15 protein-coding genes and 2 pseudogenes are annotated in these 22,589 nt (G+C 33.8%); 12 read left to right on the top strand and 5 right to left on the bottom strand.

Features of this window, described 5'->3' with window-relative positions; translation table 11 throughout:
- A complete protein-coding gene (locus tag HMPREF0833_RS02865; protein WP_013903629.1) occupies positions 1-966 on the bottom strand; it encodes an AraC family transcriptional regulator in 966 nt (321 codons plus the stop codon).
- Positions 967-1,077: 111 nt separating this feature from the next.
- Here HMPREF0833_RS02865 and rhaB point away from each other — a divergent pair.
- The 3 genes and pseudogenes from rhaB to rhaD all read left to right on the top strand — a co-directional run bounded on the left by rhaB (position 1,078) and on the right by rhaD (position 4,568).
- Positions 1,078-2,464: pseudogene (rhaB, locus tag HMPREF0833_RS02860) on the top strand (rhamnulokinase).
- A gap of 13 nt (positions 2,465-2,477) precedes the next feature.
- The gene (gene rhaA, locus HMPREF0833_RS02855) at positions 2,478-3,740 is read left to right on the top strand and encodes an L-rhamnose isomerase (RefSeq protein WP_013903626.1); all 1,263 of its coding nucleotides are present in this window, start codon (positions 2,478-2,480) and stop codon (positions 3,738-3,740) included.
- 12 nt (positions 3,741-3,752) lie between these two features.
- Positions 3,753-4,568 carry a rhamnulose-1-phosphate aldolase gene (gene rhaD, locus HMPREF0833_RS02850; RefSeq protein WP_013903625.1) on the top strand — a complete coding sequence of 272 codons (816 nt, stop codon included), beginning with the start codon at positions 3,753-3,755 and terminating at the stop codon, positions 4,566-4,568.
- Between the two features lie 362 nt (positions 4,569-4,930).
- On the opposite strand, the gene HMPREF0833_RS02845 is transcribed toward rhaD, so the two are convergent.
- Both HMPREF0833_RS02845 and HMPREF0833_RS02840 read right to left on the bottom strand, forming a co-directional pair.
- On the bottom strand, positions 4,931-5,230 hold the full coding sequence (locus HMPREF0833_RS02845; protein WP_013903624.1) for a hypothetical protein: 300 nt from the start codon (positions 5,228-5,230) through the stop codon (positions 4,931-4,933).
- Positions 5,231-5,381: 151 nt separating this feature from the next.
- Positions 5,382-6,347, bottom strand: coding sequence for a hypothetical protein (locus HMPREF0833_RS02840; RefSeq protein WP_013903623.1), 966 nt, complete (start codon positions 6,345-6,347; stop codon positions 5,382-5,384).
- A gap of 792 nt (positions 6,348-7,139) precedes the next feature.
- Here HMPREF0833_RS02840 and HMPREF0833_RS02835 point away from each other — a divergent pair.
- Positions 7,140-7,559, top strand: a complete 420-nt coding sequence (locus HMPREF0833_RS02835) for a hypothetical protein (protein ID WP_013903621.1) — start codon at positions 7,140-7,142, stop codon at positions 7,557-7,559.
- Between the two features lie 70 nt (positions 7,560-7,629).
- Here HMPREF0833_RS02835 and HMPREF0833_RS02830 read toward each other — a convergent pair whose 3' ends face one another.
- Complete coding sequence (locus HMPREF0833_RS02830) at positions 7,630-7,956, bottom strand: helix-turn-helix domain-containing protein (protein WP_013903620.1); 327 nt, start codon at positions 7,954-7,956, stop codon at positions 7,630-7,632.
- Positions 7,957-8,116: 160 nt separating this feature from the next.
- Between HMPREF0833_RS02830 and HMPREF0833_RS02825 the strand changes: the two genes are divergently transcribed.
- From HMPREF0833_RS02825 to HMPREF0833_RS02790, 7 genes and pseudogenes are all read left to right on the top strand, one after another.
- Positions 8,117-11,965, top strand: coding sequence for an SEC10/PgrA surface exclusion domain-containing protein (locus HMPREF0833_RS02825; protein ID WP_013903619.1), 3,849 nt, complete (start codon positions 8,117-8,119; stop codon positions 11,963-11,965).
- A gap of 101 nt (positions 11,966-12,066) precedes the next feature.
- Entirely contained in the window at positions 12,067-13,275 is a 1,209-nt protein-coding gene (locus HMPREF0833_RS02820) for a hypothetical protein (protein WP_013903618.1), read from the top strand.
- A gap of 4 nt (positions 13,276-13,279) precedes the next feature.
- Positions 13,280-13,939: a hypothetical protein gene (locus HMPREF0833_RS02815; protein WP_013903617.1), complete on the top strand. Its 660-nt coding sequence runs from the start codon at positions 13,280-13,282 to the stop codon at positions 13,937-13,939.
- A 12-nt stretch (positions 13,940-13,951) separates the two neighbouring features.
- Positions 13,952-14,710, top strand: a complete 759-nt coding sequence (locus HMPREF0833_RS02810) for a hypothetical protein (RefSeq protein WP_013903616.1) — start codon at positions 13,952-13,954, stop codon at positions 14,708-14,710.
- Between the two features lie 219 nt (positions 14,711-14,929).
- Positions 14,930-17,721: pseudogene (locus HMPREF0833_RS02805) on the top strand (DNA methyltransferase).
- 77 nt (positions 17,722-17,798) lie between these two features.
- Positions 17,799-18,410 carry a hypothetical protein gene (locus HMPREF0833_RS02795; RefSeq protein WP_013903613.1) on the top strand — a complete coding sequence of 204 codons (612 nt, stop codon included), beginning with the start codon at positions 17,799-17,801 and terminating at the stop codon, positions 18,408-18,410.
- Between the two features lie 387 nt (positions 18,411-18,797).
- Complete coding sequence (locus HMPREF0833_RS02790) at positions 18,798-19,994, top strand: protein kinase family protein (RefSeq protein ID WP_013903612.1); 1,197 nt, start codon at positions 18,798-18,800, stop codon at positions 19,992-19,994.
- Positions 19,995-20,336: 342 nt separating this feature from the next.
- On the opposite strand, the gene HMPREF0833_RS02785 is transcribed toward HMPREF0833_RS02790, so the two are convergent.
- Positions 20,337-21,308 (bottom strand): response regulator transcription factor, encoded by a 972-nt coding sequence (locus HMPREF0833_RS02785; protein ID WP_013903611.1) that lies wholly within the window; start codon positions 21,306-21,308, stop codon positions 20,337-20,339.
- 223 nt (positions 21,309-21,531) lie between these two features.
- On the opposite strand from HMPREF0833_RS02785, the gene ptcA reads away from it, so the two are divergent.
- Positions 21,532-22,545 carry a putrescine carbamoyltransferase gene (ptcA, locus tag HMPREF0833_RS02780; protein ID WP_013903610.1) on the top strand — a complete coding sequence of 338 codons (1,014 nt, stop codon included), beginning with the start codon at positions 21,532-21,534 and terminating at the stop codon, positions 22,543-22,545.
- Positions 22,546-22,589 lie beyond the last annotated feature (44 nt).

Genomic DNA, 22,589 nt, shown 5'->3' with positions numbered 1-22,589 from the left:
TTATGACTTGAAATTTCTCTCCACCTTCGGTCCATGGCCGAAGGTTTCTTTGTATTTGTCGTAAAAGTAGGTTTTATTACTGAAACCAACGCTGAGGGCGATTTCTTGGATAGGTAATTGCGTTGTCTTTAATAATAGTTGAGCCTTCATCAGTTTGCGTTGATTCACTAATTGTGTAAAGGTTTGACCAGATTCCGTCTTGACCAGATTGCTCAAATAGTTTTTATTAAAATTTAAGCGTTGAGCCAGCTCAGCTAATCCAATCGTGGCATATTCACGGTCAATAATCTTTAGTACCTGAGCATAGGTTGACTCCTCTAATTGCAAATCCACGGTCTTTTCAACAGTTGGCAATAGCCGTGCTAAGTGATAGCAAAAGAGGGGCAGGTAATGTTTTAACATTTGTTCTGAAAAATCCTGTGGTAAAAAATACTCTGTCATCATTTCTTGTAAGATCTGGCGGATAGGGGTATTTTTCTCGGTAGGTAGAAGTAGAAAGTTATTCCGATTGAAATGCTGGGAAGAGTCCGATAGTAAAAGCTGGTAGAGAAGACTATTTTCACCTTGGAGTTGCTTGAGCCAGTTAATTGAAACATCCTTATTTTGGAATAGAATATTGATCAGAATATCGTCATCTCCTAGCGCCTCAATCGAATGCCGACTCTCCATATCCATGAGAAGAATATCTCCTTCTTTTAAGTCAAAGATCTGGTCGTTGATGCGTTGGCGGCAATGGCCTTTATAGACATAATTAATCTCTAAAAATTGATGGGTATGTTCTGGGTAAGGTGCGTAACGACTGTGTTTGCTCATGAAAATATCTTTGTTTTGAAAGAAGAATTGTTGAGAAAGTTTAGGAGTGTTACTCGCAGACTGGATATCCAAATAATCTGCCACAAATCCTCTCTTCTCCTGAAGTAATTCATGCTCCGTTTTAGCAAATAATAGTTGATCTAGTTGATTCATAATTTCTTCCTTCGAACTGTATATTTGATACGTTTTCTATGTTATATCGATATTGTACCATAATTCAAAATAAGGTTAAATAGAAGTATCAAAAAACGAAGGAGAATACTCATGACTTACCATGTTGCAATTGACATTGGGGCATCCAGTGGACGTGTCATGTTGGCCTACAAAGAAGAAGGGTTACATTTAGAAGAAATCCATCGCTTCAAGAATGGCTTTGCTAAAGTAGATGGACATGACAGATGGGATATTGACCAGCTGGTTAAGAATGTATTGATTGGTCTTGAAAAAGTCAAACAGCAAGGGGTAGGGACCTGTACAATTGGTATTGATACTTGGGCTGTTGACTATGTTCTTCTTGATGACGAAGGAGAGCTTTTAGGACAGCCGGTTGCCTACCGAGATGCTAGAACTCAGGGAGTGATGGAACAAGTCTTTCAGCAGATCCCAAAGGAAACTATTTACAAGAAAACAGGTATCCAATTTCTCAACTTCAATACCCTATATCAGTTATTTGTAGAAGATGATAATTTGTTGGACAAGACAGATAAAATTCTTATGATTCCCGACTACATCGCCTACAAATTGACAGGCAAAATGACGGGGGGAAGTCACCAACTGGTCAACGACCCAATTTCTTCATCTAGAAAGTCGAACTTACGACAAGGATTTGTTGGAGGTGTTAGACATTGATACCAGCAAGTTTCCTGATTTGATAGAGGCTGGTGAGATTATTGGCGCCCTCAAAGTAACAGGTTATGATGTACCAGAAGCACAAGTCATTGCCGTCGGTACGCATGATACAGCATCAGCTGTTGTAGGTATCCCCGCAACCAGCAAAAACTGGGCTTATATCAGTTCAGGAACCTGGTCTTTAATCGGTCTTGAATCCCAAGAGCCCATTGCCAATCAGGACAGTTTTAGAGCAAACTACACTAACGAATGGGGAGCATACCAAACCTACCGTTTCCTAAAGAATATCACTGGTATGTGGTGTGTTCAGGAGATTGCCCGTCTCACTGACTATAAGTATTCTTTTAAGGAAATGGCCGAGCAAGCGGCACAGGTAGAGCCATTCTTGCAAGAGATTGATCTAAATGACGATCGATTCACCAATCCAGAAAATATGATTGAAGAAATCCAAAAGGCTTGTCGCGAAACAGGTCAGCTAGTACCTGAAAGCATGAGAGAACTGGTCATGGCAGTATATTCCAATCTTGCAAAAGCCTACGGACGAGAATTGAAGCAGTTGGAGGCTTTAACAGGACAAACAATTGACTGCCTTCATATTGTAGGCGGTGGCTCAAATGTCAGCCTTCTTAATCAACTGACTGCGAATGTTATCGGAAAAGAAGTCATTGCTGGTCCAGGAGAGGCAACCGCTATTGGCAATATTCTTGTTCAAATGATTGCGACAGGAGAATTTGAAAATATCAGTCAAGCTAGAAAATGGTTAGCAAGTACTTCACACTTAGAACATTACAAACCTCAATAATAAGGAGAATCAAATGAAAGCAGAACACATTACACAAGCCTATCAAGTTGCTAAAGAACGCTATGCAGCTATCGGAGTCGATACTGATGCCGCCTTGAAAAAACTACAAGCTATCAAAATTTCCATGCATTGCTGGCAGGGAGATGATGTCAAAGGATTCATGATGCCAGAAGGAGATTTGACTGGTGGTATCATGTCAACAGGAAATTACCCTGGTGCGGCCAAGACCCCAGATCAATTGCGTCAAGATTTGGAAAAAGCCTTTAGCCTCATTCCTGGCCAGCATAAACTCAACCTTCATGCCATCTATTTAGACACAGATGAAAAGGTGGATTTGAATGAAATTGAACCAAAACATTTTGAAAAATGGGTGGCGTGGGCAAAGGAACAAGGCTTAGGACTCGATTTTAACCCAACTTTCTTCTCGCATCCGATGATGAAAGACGGTTTTACTTTGTCCCATCCAGATAAGGAAGTTCGTGATTATTGGATTGAACATGGTAAACGCAGTCGCAAGGTTGCTGAGTACATGGGGAAAGAACTTGGTCAAGTTTGCTACAACAACTTTTGGGTACCAGATGGTTTCAAGGATAACCCAGTTGACCGACTTAGTCCTCGGAAACGCTTGATGGAATCCTTAGACAAAATTTTCGCTGATCAAGTGGATGAAACCTACACCCAAGATGCAGTAGAGAGCAAATTATTCGGACTTGGAGCCGAAGCCTATACCGTGGGCTCACACGAGTTTTATATGGGCTACGGCTTGACGCGTGGCAAAATAATCTTGTTAGATGCAGGACACTTTCATCCGACTGAAGTTATTTCAAACAAACTGTCTTCATTAGCACTTTTTGGGAAAGGAATTATGCTCCATGTATCCCGTCCTGTCCGTTGGGATTCTGACCATGTGGTTATTATGGATGATGAATTGCAAGATATCGCTAAAGAGTTGGTCCGTAATGATTTGTTGGACAAGGCAGTGATTGGCCTTGATTTCTTCGATGCGACTATTAACCGAATCGCTGCCTGGGTCATCGGTACTCGTAATACTCAGAAGGCACTCTTGAAAGCCCTTCTTGAGCCAACAAAAGATCTGAAAGACATGGAAAATAGCTTTGATTTTACTTCTCGCTTAGCCTACACAGAAGAGCTGAAAGATTTCCCATACGCAGATGTTTGGAATTATTTCTGCCTTCAAAACGATGTACCAGTTGGTCTTGATTGGTTGACAAATGTCCGCCAATATGAAGAAGAAGTGTTAAGCAAACGTAACTAGAAAGAGGAAATTATGACTAAATTTATCGATTCACCCTATGTTGAAACCATGCGAGAAGTAACTTATCAATCTTACCTGCGATACTGGGATGAACGCAATGGTGGGAATGTTTCTTGCCGGTTGACTGCTGAAGAAGTGAGCCCTTATGAAGATGTGCATGAGGTCAAATCCACACATGAACTTGGTTTTGATGCTTCTGCTTTAGCAGGCCAATATTACCTCGTTACAGGCACTGGTCGCTATTTCCGCAATGTAACCAAACAACCTCTGCTTGATTTAGGATTGGTAAAAATTTCTGAAGATGGTCAAAGTTACGATATTGTTTGGGGATTTGAAGACGGTGGACGGCCAACCTCAGAGTTTCCAAGTCATTTGATGAGTCACATCGAACGCCTAAAAGTAAACCCTGAACAACGTGTTGTTTTCCATTGCCACCCGACCAACTTAATTGCATTGACTTTTACGCAAGACTTGGATGAACGTTACCTATCTCGTCTTTTATGGAAAATGCAGGCAGAGTCACTTGTTGTCTTTCCTGAAGGAATCGGAGTTATCCCTTATATGACTCCAGGCACAACAGAGATTGGAAAAGCGACGGCAGAAAAGATGGCAGATTTCTCAGCAGTCATCTGGCCACATCATGGACTCTTTGCTTCAGGTATCTCACTAGATGAAACCTATGGCTTGGTAGAGGTCATTGAAAAAGCAGCCATGATCTACAGCCAAGTAGGAGCCCAAGGTGGCATTATCAAGCAAGAAATCACCGACCAAGAGTTGAAAGAATTGGCCAATCGCTTTGAAGTAACACCTAAGGAAGGATTTTTATAAGATTCGCTTAAGAGGAGGTTGAACTCCTCTTTTTTAATAATTTGTTAGTCCAAGTTGGACCATTTTCCATTAAATTCTAGTTTCTACACTATACCTTTTCTTAATGTATCGGTGAATAAGAGATATACGAGAGGATCATGACCTAACCCAGTAAAATGTATCCGACAGTCATTGGTTTATTGTTTTAGATTAAACAGTTTCTGAAGAAATTACACAAAATATTAAAAGAGGAAGATTGGATTCAATTTTATACCAAATCCCCGCCAAGTTAGATCTTGGCGGGGATTTTTTTCTACAACAAAATAGATACTATAATTCCTTTGTCAGTTGTACACTATGCAGAAATTATAGTGCTTTCTTAACTAAATCCAATCATCACCGTCAACTGGTGCATAAGCCCACCAGACCCATGCTAAACCAAGATCAGTAGCTTGGATAATATTATTTTGCTTAGTAATTAAATTATGATGAAGTGCAAAATCAATGTAATCATCTAATTGATTTCTTTTATCAGCATAACCTTCTTCAATTAATTTTGAGATTGATTCAGGTAAACTCACGTAATCTAAAAAACTAGTAAAGTAGGTATCTGTTATTAGTTTTTCACGAATTTCAAAGTTTGAACCTTTGAATTCTCTTTGCAAATTATTTTTAAATGACATTCTTTTACTCCTTTGAAATTTATAGTATGTCAGAAAAATGTGTTAAAACTGTTAGCTATACAACAGCCTATATTTTGAGTATGCAATAAAAACGCAGAAAAACTGTTTTTTCCGTTTTTTTTCTTAATTTTTTAGTCGAAAATGAGATACTTTAAAGAATATAGTTGGTCACTGTAACTGATAGACGCCAGTGGGAAAGATGGAAGACCGAGACCGCCATCAAGGCTAAACGATTATATTTTGTAGGCAGGGATGAATTTAAGGCTTTTTTATAGTTTGAACCACGAATTTTATAAGGTTCATCTCTTAGTTCATTAATGAAGTTTTTCTTTTGTTTCTCAAATTTTTTTAATGATTTATCCCTTAAATTTTGGTGGCCAACCTCCCAACGTTCTATTAAAAAATTTTTTAAATTCACCTTGAAATTAGGATTATCTTGGAGTTTCTTCAAGTAGAAGTAATAACACTCTCTTGCATGTTGGGCTCGCATCCCATGTAGATTGATAAGATTATTCATTTCTACATCTGTAAAGATATAATCATCCTCTTGTTTATTTTTAAAGGTATCTAGGACTACTGGGACATCTTGAGGAAGAATTAGTTGAGGTTGAAATTTTCCTCCCTTTCCACGTTGAACTAAAACATAGTAATTACCATTATTATCTTTTCGAATATCTTTACCTTTTAATTTTTTTAATTCGGATCTACGAATCCCAACTGCTCGCTGAAAATTAACCAGCCGAGAGAAGCGAGAGTCTGTTTCTTGATGTTTACCTTGTGAGTTTTTTGATTTCACACGACCTCGGATAATTTTGTCGCTGGAACGCTTGTCTTTTCTAATCCTATTCATATTGATATCAACTGCTTTGCAAATAGGTGCTAAATAAGTATGGATGGTAGCAACAGAATATTGTTTTGGATCATCATTTAGATTTAGTTGATATAATTGAATCATTTCTACACTAATATCTGATTTTTTCTTAATATTGTGTTCTTTAGCCCACTTTGTAAAGCGAGTAATTGCTCTTTTATAGCTTGTCCTCGTTCGATTGTTTGTGATATTTTTTGAAGCTGCAATAAATAAATCGTGCTTGAGAGAATTCCTTTTTCTTGGCATTATACATTCCTTTCTAAAATAATTACATATTATTGTTAAACTGCCTCCCACCCTTTTTTTAAAAGCTGGGTATGCTTTTGATACTTCCCATCGAGGCTAACTCTTGAAGTTTAATGTTTGCGATAGATTTTCAGTACTCACCGTGGTCTATGTTTGGAAGGATCATAAAGATGTCATTGCTTGTTCGAGCTTATAAAACTTTTCTATTTTACTTTTTTTAATTACATTATTTATTTACTTTGCTAAACTAGTTATTTTTTTAGTTTTTACCTTTATTTTTACCTTTTTTATTTTACCTTAAACACGTTTTTCTTTACTTTTTTATCTACTAAATGGTTATTCTTTACTTCATGTTATTCAGTAGAGAATAACCATTTAGATTTTCTTTCTTTTTTTCTTAGTTTTTTCCTTTGCAATGACTAGCATATGAGAAATAAGTATGTTAACCGTGTCCGGTAACAAACTTTCTCCCATATGACTAATGGCTCTACTTATTCAATTCAATTTAATTTATAATAATAGTATGCCATATTTTTATAAAAATAAAGATAAAAGAAAAAACATAGTTATTTTAGGAATAGAAATGTTGTTTTTATTTTTACAAAAAAATGGCATAATAATAGTATAGATAAAAAAAGGCAGTGGTGAACTGTCTTTTTTTTGTTCCTTAAAAAAAGGGGGTAGCAGATGCTCAAGAACAATCGTTTAATAATAATATTAAAGAGAGTAAGGCCACCGTGAAAATTCACGAATGAAAAATCTTTTTTTTAATAATAATCGGAGGAAAACAAAATGAAAACGTATAAAAACCATGTGATTAATTTAACTCAACAATATCTTACAGAGTTAATTAATCACAATGAAGAAGTCAATATTAGAATGTTTTATTCAACATTTGAAGAGGATCAGTATATCTCAATCTTGAATGACCAGGATCAAGAAGTGTCATTCAATTTTGTAAATGATAGCATTGAAATTGAATTAATTGATCCGTTGTGTGAGAAAATTGTAATTACATTTGATACTGTAGAACAAACAGCTAAAATCCATCTTGTAATTAATTTTCTCTTAGATTTGTTTTTTAGATTCAATTGGCATGAATCAGTTGCAGCGTTATCAGTTGCAGATTTCTGGGAATTGATCAAGAATTACGAAGAGGATAAACTCGATATGACGTTTGGTTACCCAAGAATCGCAGGCTCTAATAGCTAATAGCAATATTTTTATGCACAAAAAGAGTGGGAAAGGAATCGTTATTATACTTATCCTTTTCCACTCTTTTTTATTTTGTCTCGTTAATAATTGTGTTAATAGCTGAAATGACTTTATTTTGTTTGTACTCAGGTAAAGATTTGATAGTGTCGATAAGCTGTGCTAAGTCAGTACTTTCTTCTTTAAGTGTTAAATCAAAAAAAGTTTGTAGGTCAACATTCAACGCATCTATAATTTTCTCAAGAGTACTAATTTTTATATTGGGCTCTAAATTTTCTAACTTATACGCGTAATTGGTACCAAGATCTGCTTTTTCTTCTAATTGTTCCTGAGTCATTCCTGACTGGGTCCGCAGAATCCGTATTCGTTTGCTTATATACTTTTGTAATTCTGACATTGCTCACCTCTTAAGACTATTTTACAGCCTTATAAGGTTAGGTTCTAGTTCTCAAAAGGTTGGTTACAACTTTACAAAGTTGCTAAAATATAGTATAATTCGGGTGTTTATAATTATGTAGTGATAATTTGCTCAATACTCTATCATAAAGGTGGGAATTATGAAAAAGAAAACGATCAAAGCAACTGTATCTGCAGTATCAATAGCTACAGCTTTTGCGGGAATTTCTGTTGTACAAGCGGATGAAGTAACTGCAACTCAGCCAAATGAGTCAACATTAAGTGTTGAATCTACGACTCCTTCGTCTACAAATATAAAACAAGTAGACGGAGTATTTGTTAATAATGGGGTTGCAACTGTAACGAAAACGCCAACTGCAGAAGTTGTAGAAGAAGCTAGAACGATCAAGGAAGAAACGGATCAATTGGTTTCAAATCAAGAAAGAGCATTAGAAGATGCTAAGACTTCGGAAGCAGTCGCTGGATCAAAAGTTATCGAAGCAAGTGTTAACTTAAAGAATGCTGAGGCGAATAAAGAATCAGCTACGCCTGAAAAAATTGAAAAAACGAAGAATGAAATATCAGAAGTAAAAGCTGATATTGAAAAAAAGGAAACATCACTAAAAGATGCATCTGATAAAGTTCTAGAAGCTGAGAAAGAACGTAATCAGCAATCAGATGTTATTAAAAAAGATCAAGATAAAATTTCAGAGCAAGAAAAGAAAGTTTTGACAGCTGAGGGAGCAGTAGCAACAGCACAAAAAAATCTTGATGGCACTGGAGCATCGGAAATCATTGCTGAAAGAGACAAAGCAAAAAGTGATGTAGCTGAAAAAGAATCAGCAGAATCAGCAGCGAAAGAGGCTTTGGAAAATGCCATTAACGAAGACAAAAATAAAGCTGAAGAACTCAGTAAAGCTTCTGCTGATGAAATAACGCAACTTAGTGCTAGTCAAGTTTCTGCTAAACAATTAGCAGATGCTAAAAAGGTTGCAGAAGAAGCAGCAAATGCATTAGTGAAGGCTCAAAAAGAGAAAGAAACTGCTCAGAAGGTTTTAGACGGTACTGGCGTTGAAGAAATTGTAGCAGAACGTGATACTGCTAAGGAAAATTTAGATGCTAAAGCAGCAACTGAAAATACAGCCAAACAGGAACTCGATCGTGCTAAAGAAGCGGATGATAAAAAAGCTACTGCACTAAAAAATGCAAAGTCAGTTGAAGCAGATCAAATAAAGAAAAGTCAAGAAACTGCAGCAAACTTGTCATCTGCTGAGGAAAAACTAAAACAAGCACAAGAGAATTTAAAGAAAGCTCAAGAAAATAAGGTTTCAGCTCAAAGTAATCTTGATGCTTCTGAATCACAACTTGCCCAAACAATCGTAAATCGTGATAGCAAAGCAAATGATTTAGCAAATAAAAAAAATAGTAAGATTAGTGCAGAAGCAGAGCTCAAAACAGCTAAAGAAAATGATGCTAAGAAAGCTTCGGATATTTCCACTTTAACTACTAAGAAAAAACAAGAAGAGGCAAAAGTAAATGAAACTTCAAATGAGCTAGCGAGTGCAACATCAGCAGCTCAGGAAGCAAAAGAGAATAAAGAGAAGGCTGATCAAGCGGTTGAAACGCTCAATAAACAAATATCAGCAATTAAAAATCTCACTATTCCTCAATTGCCTCAAGATGTCATTGATGCTTACAAGACTTATCTTGCTGATGACTCAGACGCAAATAAAAATGCCTTAAACGACGTTATTCAAAAATGGTTCAAAGATAGCAAATATGATTTTGGAACTGCATTAACAGAATATTCCCCTGAACACCAAAATATATTCATAAAGGAATGGTCAAACAAGGATATTGTTTTGCCGATCGATGATTCAGTCGTAGATTTAGACAATTTAACTGACAAGCAAATTGAAGCTTTGAGCCAATATTATGCACTTCTCGCCAACAATCTGCAAGACCAAGTTTGGGGTAGTCATCATTATATTGTCACTGAAGAATCTGTTCAGGGTGTCAAAAACATTGCAAAAGCCTATGCTGAAGAAAATAAACCATATAGCACAAGTCACAGCGATACTGCTCTAGCGAAAGATGGATTAGATTCCATCGTATGGACTGGAGAAAATATGAGCTATGATAATACTTTGCTGGGTTATGGTGCGTATTATTCAGAAGCTAAAGAAACTCGTAAAGCAACAATGTCTCAATTGTATCGTGAGGTATATGATGCTGTAATTAGTTTTATGACAAATGATGTTCATGCTTATTTTGGACACATGAAACTTATGATTGGGCAGAAAGCTCCTACAAATATTCGGGCAATTGGAGCTGCAAATAGTTTCACACCAAGTGGTGTTGGACGCATGCACTTTATTGAATTCAAAGGTCAAGATGCACATCTTGAATATGTTAAAGATGAACAAACTGGTGAATACCATTTTGTAACTGTTGACGACTATTATGATAAAGGAATTGCTAAACCTCTAGCTACTCCATTTGATACTTCAAAAATGGAAGATGAATTAACAACTGCAAAAGCTAAACAGACTGCAGCAAATACGGCAAATGATTCTGCACAGAAACGTTTGGTAAAAGCTAAATCAGAAAATGATTCAAGTACAAAAACTCTCAAAGAAACGACAGCAAAATTAGATGCTTTGAAAGCTACTCCTGACCAAACACCTGCAGCTACTACTAAATTGGAAATCGCTACACAAAATTATAATGAAGCACAAACCCAATTTAATAAGGCTCAAGATGCACTTGATCAATTAAATGCTGATATTCAAAGCAAGCGTCAAGCTTTAGCAAATGCAAAAGATAATTTAGACCAGGCCACAACAGCAGAAGTAAAAGCTAAATCTGATCTTGAAAAAGCAAAAGTAGAAAATCAAAATGCAAATCAAAATCTGAAACAAACTCAAAAACTAGTAGCAGAATTAATGTCAGTTCCTGATCAAACTCCAGATGCACAGAAGAAATACGACAATGCAAAACAACTAAAAGAAGAAGCTGAAACAAGATATATCAAAGCTCAAACAGCTCTTGATAATTTAAATGCAGACCTTCAAGTTAAGCAAAAAGCATTAGAAACTGCAAAAGAGGAGCTTGAGAAAGCAAAAGCAACAGATAAGACTGCAAGAAACAATTTAGATGAAGTAACTAAAATTCATGAAAGACATTTGGCAGACTTAAATACTACACGTCAAACGATTGCTAGATTAAACTCAATCTCAGATAAGACACCTCTTGCACAAAAGAATTTAGATGAGGCTTCTCGACAATTGATTGCTGCCAAGACTCGTTATGCAAAAGCACAATCAGCAGTTGAAAATCTAAATGCAGATATTCAAACAAAACAAAAAGTTTTAGCAGATGCGCGTGCAGAATTGGATAAAGAACTTAAAGTACTTTCAGATCTTAAAGCTGAAAAAGCTACGGATGAAGCAGAACTCAGAAACCGTCAGAATAAAGTTGAAGAGTTAAAAGCTAAAGAAAGTCAAATTAAGGATGAAATTTCTAAATTAAATACTCACTTAGGTGCTTTAGAAACACTTTTAGATCATCTTGAAAATGCTGATACATATTTGAAGAAAGCAAAAGAAGCATATGAGAATGCAGTTGAAGAGCATCGTTTAGCACTTGAAAATGTAGCAAGAGAGGAAGCTAAACTTAAATCACTTCTACAAGATCAATTGGATGCAACTGCACAATATGAGGCTGTACAGCTTGCTTACCAAAACGCTCATAAACAACTGACGCAATATACGAAGTTATCAAGTGAAACTAAATCAATTGGAAACCAAAATGAAGATCATAAAATTTTTGATCTTAAAAATGAGGTTGGTTCTCAATCTGATCACTATAACTATCGAGGTTCAGTAACCGGATATAACCCTCAACGTTCGTTACCAAATACTGGTTCTCAAAATGGATTTGTATTACTTGGCTTAGGAGCGATGCTTATGGGACTATCTGGAATAAAATTGCGCAAAAAAGGTGAGTAAAATTAAGAGTAATCTATAAATAGATTTATAGGCTGGAGGAAATAGAACCTTTTAAGGTGATCTCCCTCAGCCTTTTACTTTAATAATGAACATAGGAGTATATGATGGATAAAGAGCAATGGATTGAAATATTTAAAGAGATTAACGACCGTGTACCAACAGAAGAAGAGATTCAAGCTGGTATTCAATCAGGAGAAATAATAGTATCAGATTTATCGGCTATTTCTAAAGTTAATGACAGTGAAAGCAATGCTAGGCCACAGGTTCAGCCACAAGTAGAGTTGAACGAATACGTTTCACAAAATGTTGCGGAAATACAAAATGATCAAAATGTTAAATTTTGTAACTCATGTGGTACAAAGAATTTTGGAAATAGTAAGCAATGTAGTGGTTGTGGGAAATATTTTGAACAGGCTGATCAAAATAAAATTAAGTCTTACATTAAGATATCAAGATTGTACAAATATTTAAAGTATTGTTACGATACGCAAAGATGGGGAATTATAATTTATTTCACTATACTAATATTTTTTGAATCAATCACGAGTTTTGGAGTGGGTGGACTAATAGCTTTATTATTTACAGAATTTTTATTATCAAATAACGGTCAATCCTTAGTTTGTTGGATTGTGGGAGCGAAGAGGATAGATAGAAGTGATTATCAAGAAAAAGTTCAACAACCTGTCAATGCGATTATTCAAAAGGCGCGTCAAAAGGGTTTAAACTTACCAGATAATATTGAAATCCGCATGATTCATAATGATGTCCCTGCTGCCTACGCTATAGGAATGAACAAAATTATCGTTACTGATAGCTTATTGGAAAATCCATATTTTTTAGAACCAAAAATTATGTTTGAGCTCCATCGAATCCATAATATGGCTCCAAATCTTTTGCCTGTGGTGGTTGGTTCAAATTTCATTTTAATTATTGTCTTACTAATTTTATTAATAACAACACTATTTGGAGGCTTTAAAAAAAATTATGGAGACAGCAGAAACTCATTTTGGTCAGGAAGTTCGGAAGCAAAAGAAGGAGCTATTCTCTTTTATGGTTCGATAGTATTAATAGTTGCATTAATAAGTTTCTTTTACATGTTTGTAAAATCAATTGTAAAACGTGACGCATATCTTTCAGACCAATATATGGCTACGATTGGATTTGGGGAAATTCATTGTTATTATATCGACACTGTATCTGAGGAAGATGGATCTTTAGCCAAAGGATTTTGTGAGTTAGGATATCCGTCCAAAGATAAACGTATTAGTATTTTACAAAATAATTATCATGTAAGATATACAGGAGTATGAGGTTATGAATAAAGAAGAATGGCTATCTCAATTTGAAGAAAAATTTAAACGGAAACCAAGTCCAGTGGAATTTTTTACTGCAAAGAAAAATAATGAGTTTGAAGTTGAAAATATAAATGCTGAAACGACTCCTATTTCAGAAGGTATCGTTAATAGTATCGGAGAACCAGAAGAAAAGATGAATGATGAAGTTGAAGTAAAAGTAGAAACTTCAGAAAATATTATCCCTGATGAAGATTATGTATCACCAAACAATAATAGTCACAGTGAAGAATATGTCCCACCTTTCAATAGTGAGGTAAGAGAAGACAATAACTTTTGTGCTAAATGTGGTACTAAAAACTTCAAAACAAGTGAATACTGTGTTTCCTGTGGTTCAAAAATTAACAGTAATAATCTTCAAAAATCCTTTTTATCAGATATCTCAGAAAAATTTTTTGAAGTTAGTTCTAAAGCTGGAAAGAAAACAAAGGAATTAACTCAATCAATTCAAACCAATACTCAACTATATAAAGAGAATAAAAAACGTGAAAAATTAATTTTGACACTAGGAAATGCTTATTATGAAAGTAGAAAAAATACTAAAGATGATCCTTTTTCAGAGTTAATAAACGAGATAAAAGAAATCGATATCTTGATTCAAAATATGAAGAATTCGGAATAAATAAGGATTGATATGATGAAAAAGTTATTAAAGATAATAATTACGATTTTAGGATTATTTTTTTCATTTCAGATATCTAATGTGTATGCAGAAGAAACAGGACCTCTTGTTGTACAAGGAATTGTCCAAGAAGGTTATAAGTTAGAAATAGTCGTTCTTGTAGTAAAAGCAGATACCGAAGAGGTTGTTAAAACATTAAAAATTAATCCTGAAAATAATTGGATGCAAGAAACAAGCGTACCAGAGGGCGAATATAGAATAAGAACATATATTGAAAATTTAAGTCCTAGAGCCACGACAAAACAAAAAGCAACTTATATGGTAAAAAGGGTCACTAAGAATCCATCAAAGAGAGAAATACCTTGTTTTGTTGTTATGGAAGGAGACGAAAAATTTTTATCAGCATATTATGGATTAGTTGATTTTCAAAGAAAAGACGGTAGTTTCCTTAAAGGAAATTTTAGCCAAGATGAAATGAATCAATACTATCAAGAAGCAATAGGATCTCAGACTGGAATGCTAGGTTCTAGTCAAAGTAGTAAAAACGATAATGATAAAGACATTAAGAAAGATAGTGATAGTGAAAAAAATGATTCAATAAAACCAAAAAGTAGCAAAGAACGTGAAAATAAGGCAGGTGGAAAAGAATCTATTAATAACATAAAAACGAATAGAAATAAAATAGAATTTCCTCTCTTCATTATTGTAATGCTTTCTGTTGTTTTCATTTTTCTCTTGATAATTATTAAAAGAAGTAATATTAAACGTTAGTCTATACTTCTTATGGATCTTTGTGATTAGATTTATAATATAGAGAGGAAACTTTGTAAATAAAGAAGCCCTGCAAGAAACTTCATATTGGAAGCTTTCTTGTGAGGCTTTATTTTTATATTTACAGAAAGAACAGCAGATTTAATCAATATCTAGTAACATAAAATAATAACTAAATATGGTATAATAACGTTATAAATTAAGGAAGTATTTTTTGATATGAATATAACTGAACAAAAGAAAAAAGCGAAGGAATTTATTAAACGCTGGGAGAATCGTGGAAATGAACGCCAAGACAGTCAATCATTTTGGCTTGATTTGCTTCAATCTGTGTATGGTGTAGAAAACCCTACAGAATACATTACATTTGAAGACAAGGTTAAGATGGACCACACAAGTTTTATCGACGGGTTTATTGATACTACTAAGGTGTTAATTGAGCAGAAGGGGGCAGATAAGGACTTAAACCAGGCAATTAGACAATCAGACAACACGTTATTAACACCTTTTCAGCAAGCTAAACGATATTCAGCCAATCTTCCATACTCTAAACGTCCTCGTTGGATTGTAACTTGTAATTTCAAAGAGTTTTATGTCTATGACATGGAGCAACCAAATGGTGAACCAAAGGTCATTAAACTTGTTGATTTAGATAAGGAAGCCTATCGCTTAGAATTTTTGATTGATAAAACAAATGAACATCTAGAACGTGAGATGAAGGTTTCTATTGAAGCTGGAGCGATCGTGGGGGAGATTTACGAGGCCCTTCTTAAGCAGTATATTAATCCAGAGAGTCCTGACAGTCTTCACTCCATCAACCAACTTGTTGTTCGTCTGGTGTTTTGTCTTTACGCTGAAGATGCAGGTATTTTCGGTCATCACATGATGTTCCATGACTACCTGGCTCGTTTCAGTAGTCGTGATTTCCGTAGAGCTTTAATAGACCTTTTCTCAATCCTCGATACGCCGATTGAGGAACGTGACCCATACTTAGATGATGAACTACTGGCTTTCCCTTACGTTAATGGGGGGATGTTTGCTGAGAATAAGTTGGAAATCCCAAACTTTACGGATGAACTGCGTGAGCTAATTCTGGAGCATGCATCATCTAGCTTTGACTGGTCAGAAATCAGTCCAACCATCTTTGGAGCGGTATTTGAATCAACCCTTAACCCAGAAACACGTCGAAGTGGTGGAATGCACTATACTTCGATTGAAAACATCCATAAGGTTATTGATCCTTTATTCTTAAATGAGCTAAAAGAAGAGTTAAATGAAATTCGTCAATTTAAACAGCCTAAGACGGTTGAACAAAAAGCAAAACAGTTCCAATCCAAACTAGCGAGTCTTCTTTTCTTCGACCCAGCTTGTGGTTCAGGAAACTTCCTTACAGAAACTTATATATCTCTCAGACGTTTAGAAAATGAAGCTATTAAGCTTTATATGGGGGATGCAGTAGCATTAGACTTAGGGCAAGACCTTGTTAAAGTCAAGCTAAAACAATTCTATGGTATTGAGATTAATGACTTTGCGGTTTCTGTTGCTAAAACAGCTCTTTGGATTGCAGAAAGTCAAATGCTAGAAGAAACTAAAGATATTGTATTTGCTAATATTGATTTTTTGCCTCTTAAATCTTATACGAATATTGTACAAGGGAATGCGTTAAGAGTAGATTGGGAGACAGTAGCACCGAAAGATAAATTAAGTTATATCATAGGTAATCCACCGTTTCTTGGACATCGAAATGTCTCTGTAGAGCAAAAAGATGATATGAAACGTATATTTAATAACAAGCAAGGACGATTAGACTTTGTATCAGCATGGTATGAAATTGCTTCAAATTTCATGATAGATACAAAAATACAAACAACATTTGTTTCTACTAACTCAATAATACAAGGGATTCATTTAGAAAGTTTATGGAAAAATCTTCTTTCTAAAGGGATAAAAATCAATTTTGCTTATAAATCTTTCATTTGGGGGAATGACTCAAAAAATAAAGCAATGGTACATTGTGTTATTATTTCCTTCTCTTATATTGAAAGAGACGAAAAACTATTGTTTGAATCTCCGAATAAAGATGGAGTTTCCTTGATGACGAAAACAAGTATAATCAGCCCGTATCTAACTGAAGAATACAGACCAATTATCTCATCTCGAACTACACCTATTTGCAATATACCTCAAATGATATATGGCAATATTCCTCGGGACGGAGGGTTTTATACCTTTACAACTGAACAAATGGAGGAATTTATTTCAAAAGAGCCGAATTCAAAACCATATTTTTTTAAATTTATTGGAGCAAGAGAATATATAAATAATATTGATAGATGGGTATTATTCTTGAAGGACTGCCCTATTTCAATATTACGAAAAATGCCATCAGTCTTGAAGCGTGTTGAAGATGTTAAGGAGTTTAGGCTTTCGAGCAAAGCTAAAGAAATTCATAAATTTGGCGAAACCCCCACACTGTTTGCTCAACTAACTCAGCCAATTGGTAAAGACTTTATAGCCGTACCTATCGTCTCTTCTGAGAATCGCCGTTACATACCTTTAGGATATATGTCAAGGGAGATGTCATTACAAATAATCAAGTACAAATTATTCCAGATGCCAATCTTTATCACTTTGGAATCCTAACATCTAATGTTCATATGGCTTGGATGCGTGCTGTTGCTGGACGTCTTGAGATGCGTTATCGTTATTCAAAAGACATCGTATACAATAACTTTCCATGGCCCGAAGAAAATGATGTTCAAAAAGTGAAAATTTCTAAAACTGCTAAGGCTATACTCGATGCGCGTGCACTGTATCCTGATAGCTCGTTAGCTGATCTTTATGATGAGTTAACCATGCCAAAAGAACTTCGAAAAGCACATCAAGCTAATGATAAAGCTGTAATGGAAGCATATGGTTTGACAAAAATAGTAGATGGAAAGAAGACTTGGTTAACTGAAAGTGAAACAGTTGCACGATTGTTTGAGATGTATGAAGAGAAAGTGAACTAAAAAAATAATTTTAATTTAAACATTGCGAATCTAGTTAATGTTTACTAGAAATTTCAAATTTAGTAAGGTTAAAAATTATGAAAACTCCCAAATTGTATTCTGATTTGTTAAAAAAGAAGCAACTAACTACTGAAATGATTGCTGAATGTATTTATTCCGTTAATAAACGAGCAAAAAATTATCGTGATAAAGTTAGAGAGTATAGAAAGTCACCGTATCATTCGCATATACAAGCTAACATTGATAATGCGATAGAAAAAAAGGTTGAATATTACGGAATGAAAGAGGAACTATTACAGCCGTTTGCTCCAACAGTAATTCATAAACAATTTGTGAAAAATACGAAACGTGTTTACAGTTATGAAGAAGATTACCAAAAAATCTTAGTTGAAAAAGAAGGCGATATTATTTGGAAAAGTAATTACTTTGACCACGAGCGATATACAAAAATTCACTTTTTTGATTATCAGATTGAAAATAATCTTTATTTCTTTTATTATGAGATCGGTGGATTTAGTTTTCATAAACCAATTAATGAAGTAGAAGCAATCAAGTCAGGCCTTAATATAGTTGAAATTGATGAGAATTTTAAAACTTATGGTAGAAAAATTGAAGATTTACTTTCAGTTCCATTTGTTAGAAAGGTTTTAAACTTGTTAAACAGTGGTGATTATACGATTGTTGAGTAGTGAAGCTTGATATTTACAATGAGGTAGTGAAATCACCTATATTTATAAAGACTGAAAAGACATCGTTTACGCAAATGAAAGAAAAGTGATTCTTTCAAGATTCGAAAGAATAGTTGAGAATGTTTTTTATATTAACGGAGATGGAATAGGGATCTTTAAACTACAGAGTATAAATGATGACTTAAAACTACTAAATAGAAATCTATTAAATTAATGTTTTAACAAATAAATATCATACATTTTAATTTCTCAAATTAAATAAATGTGGTAGCTAACATCTCTGTAGTTTATTTCTAGGTTATTTATTATCAGCATATAAACACTTAATTATTATAGGAGAAGTATATTTTATATTGTAAGACTACTTTATAGGGAGAGAAGAGAAAAATGATTTCTGTAAATGATAATGCAAAACTATTAAATAGTATAGTAGGTATTGAAAGGGATTATTTGAATTACTTTGGTAAAGAGTTTGCTATTGATTATGAACATCTTTACAATGATATTTTTGATGATAGACTGAGTCAGTTATGTTCTAGTATACACTATCAGTTAGTGAAGGGATTAAGAATATTAAATGATAGTATAAATAGTGGGAGACATTTCTGGGCTGGACCAAGTAGAGATTTGATAAAATCAATTTCATTATCAGACAGATTTGTTAACAACCTTAAGAATTCTGGTGAGAAAGTTAGAATTGTTGAATACTATGATAAAGTATTAAAAAAATGTAATAGTTTTCTATCGTCATCTGGTGGAAGCTCAGTACCAGATGATATGTCGGAAGTTGAATTATACTATGAGTTACCAATTTTTGAAATATCGGATATTGTCGAGATCCCGAATAAAACTATACAACGGTTCCAATTGAAAACAGTTGGTGATGGTTCTTATGCTACTGTCTTTAGTTTCTATGATGAAAATTACAACAAAACTTTTGCATTAAAACGTGCAAAAAAAAATATTTTATTAAAGGATTTAGAGCGATTTTATTTAGAATTTGATACAATGAAGCAGTTACATTCTCCGTATGTACTCGAAGTTTACTCTATTGATAAAACTAAAAATGAGTATGTTATGGAGTATGCTGACACTTCACTTTTTAAATATATAAAGACTCATAATCAGAAATTGACTTTTACCGAGAGAATGAACCTAGGTTATCAAATAATAAAAGGATTTGAGTATCTAGCTAAAAAAGAGATACTTCATAGAGATATATCACCTAATAATATTTTGATTAAAGAGTATGATGATGTAAAAATTATTAAAATTGCTGATTTGGGGAATGTAAAGTTAAGTAATAGCATGTTAACATCTCTAGATACAGAAATAAGAGGTGCATTTAATGATTATTCAGGCCTCCAACGAGTTGGGTTTAGTAATTATAATTTTCATTTTGAAGGTTTTGCTTTGTCAAAATTATTATACTTTGTCTTAACTGGAAGATATAAAGACTTTACAAAATTTGAATATAGTAATTTAGAGGAATTTATTAATAAGGGAACAAATCCAATTTTGAATCAAAGATTTAGCGATATAAATGAATTAAAGAAGTCGTTTTTAAAAATTAAATCAAAATAAAACCGATCTATTAAATTGGATGGTTGACTACTCTATTTTATGGTATTAATTGATTTCAATTTTATCCAAATCAGTGGATTTCGTTCCGTTTTTATGGAACTTTCAAAGATAAAATTGTTGATATAAAGAGATTTGTGAGGATTGAGATACCTTGCGTTCGATGTAAAAAATCTCTAAACTTTAATATTCGTTTATGTGTATTTGAAGCATTTCGTTATATACGAGATGCTTTTTTATATTATCGAATATATAATTGATAATTAGAACAACTAAAAAGACATCTGAAAGAAATTAAATCAGATGTCTTTTATTCTGTCTTTGGAAGTAGGGGCTATGACACAATTATTGCTCAGGATGTTCGTTTTCAAAGGAATTATATACTTCGAAAAGTTGATTTCGTTTAGTGATCTCAAGTTTTATAAAAATATTGTGTACATGTGTCTTCACAGTTCCAACTGAAAGAAACAATTGATCCGCAATTTCCTGATTGTTTTTGTGTTCAAGAAGTAGAGGAAGAATTTCTTTTTCACGTTCAGTTAAATGAAGTTTTTCAGAGAATAGATCTAGTGTACTGGGGTTGTCAATTTTTTGTGATTTATCAAATGAACTTAATTGTTCTTCTACATTCGAAATAGCTTTCCAATCAGAAAGAATATATTTGATTATTAAATAACAAACAGCAATAGTAAACATGTCTTCACACATATTTCTATTTTGAATTCGCAGATTCAACAAGTCATACGAATCTATATTAAAAATTACAAATAAATCTTCTAAGATAATTAGAATGCCAAATAGTACTCCAATATTTGAAATAGTTTTTAAGTAATTTTTATTTCGACTACTAATATTCAAAGATTTTAGATTTCGTCTCGCATATATACCAGTATAAATCAAAAGAAGCTGATTGGGTAAATAGTACATAAAAACTCTTAATGGAGAATTGTTTAGAATTGGGAAAGCCATCCATATGAAAGTAATTGAAATAAAGCAATAGTGGGTTAATAAAGGTGTTTCTTTCCTCAGTCTAGCAACTATCCAAAACTGACAAATATTATTAACAAGATATATGACAGTTTTCACAAAAGGAACTCCCAGAAAGTGTTGGTTATATGTGTTTCCGAAATCTTTAATTATTTCTGTCATTGAAAGGATCAGATTATCAAAAATAAAAAAAACAAGATATAAACCGACTACAAAAAATAAGTATTTTTTATCCTTTTCTGAGTTTAAAGAATAGGTCAATACAATACCAAGGGTCAAAGTATACAATATAATTAAAAATACATTGTATATATAAACTATTTCAATCATATTTAGCCTCCATTAATTCTGTGAAACTAATTAAAACTCTAAACTTTATTGAAAAGCAATAAAATAGGGAGTTTATATTTAAAATAGCATTACATTTTTAAAAGCATAAATACTGGGTTTAGTACTTAAACTTTTAAAAAAGAGGGTTTACACCTTTAAGTTTATCGCAAACTATAAAATTTTGCAATATCATTAAAGCATAACAACACAGGAGGTCTCAATTATGAGCAATAAAATTGATTATATTACAACAGAAGAGTTCTCTAAAGAGCAACTTTTAGAAATGGCTGAGCTATCTCTTAAGATTAAAGCTTGTATTAAAAATGGGTATTACCCACCTTTGTTGAAAAATAAAACTCTAGGTATGATTTTTCAACAATCATCTACAAGAACACGGATTTCTTTTGAAACCGCTATGACTCAACTTGGAGGGCACGCACAATATTTGGCACCCGGTCAAATTCAACTAGGAGGACACGAAACACTAGAAGATACAGCAACCGTGGTTTCTCGCTTAACAGATATTATAATGGCACGTGTTGAGCGTCATAAGAGTGTAGTTGATTTAGCAAAATTTTCTCAAGTACCAGTAATTAATGGTATGAGTGATTATAATCATCCTACACAAGAATTGGGAGATCTGATTACGATTATTGAAAACTTGCCGAAAGGAAAAAAATTAGAAGATTGTAAAGTAGTATTTGTAGGAGATGCAACTCAAGTATGCTTCTCTTTAGGATTAATAACATTGAAAATGGGTATGGAATTTGTTCACTTCGGTCCGAAGGGATTCCAATTAAATGATATGCATAAGTCAAAATATGATGAAATTTGTAAACTATCAGGTGGTAAATATTTAGTAACTGATGATATTGATTCAATTACTGGTGCAGATTTCTTATACACTGATGTATGGTATGGCCTATATGAAGCGGAATTATCAGAAGAAGAACGTATGAAGATTTTCTATCCTAAATATCATGTTGATTCAGAGATGATGGCAAAAGCAGGAGAAAATTGTAAATTCATGCACTGTTTACCTGCTACACGTGGCGAAGAAGTATCTGATGAAGTGATGGATGGCCCAAATTCAGTTTGTTTTGATGAGGCGGAAAATCGTTTAACTTCAATGCGAGGTATCTTAGTTTATCTACTTCGTGATTTTGCGAAACGACATCCATATGACCTTGAAAAACAATCTGTAGCTAAAGCAGAACTGGAATCATTTTTAAAATAAAAGGGTCAATTTGCTTTAAATTGACGATGTTATAACTCTCCTCT

The sequence above is a fragment of the Streptococcus parasanguinis ATCC 15912 genome (genome assembly GCF_000164675.2).
GTDB classification, from domain to species: domain Bacteria; phylum Bacillota; class Bacilli; order Lactobacillales; family Streptococcaceae; genus Streptococcus; species Streptococcus parasanguinis.
The sequence above is the reverse complement of the archived record's forward strand: the minus strand, read 5'-3'. Positions and strand labels throughout refer to the sequence as shown.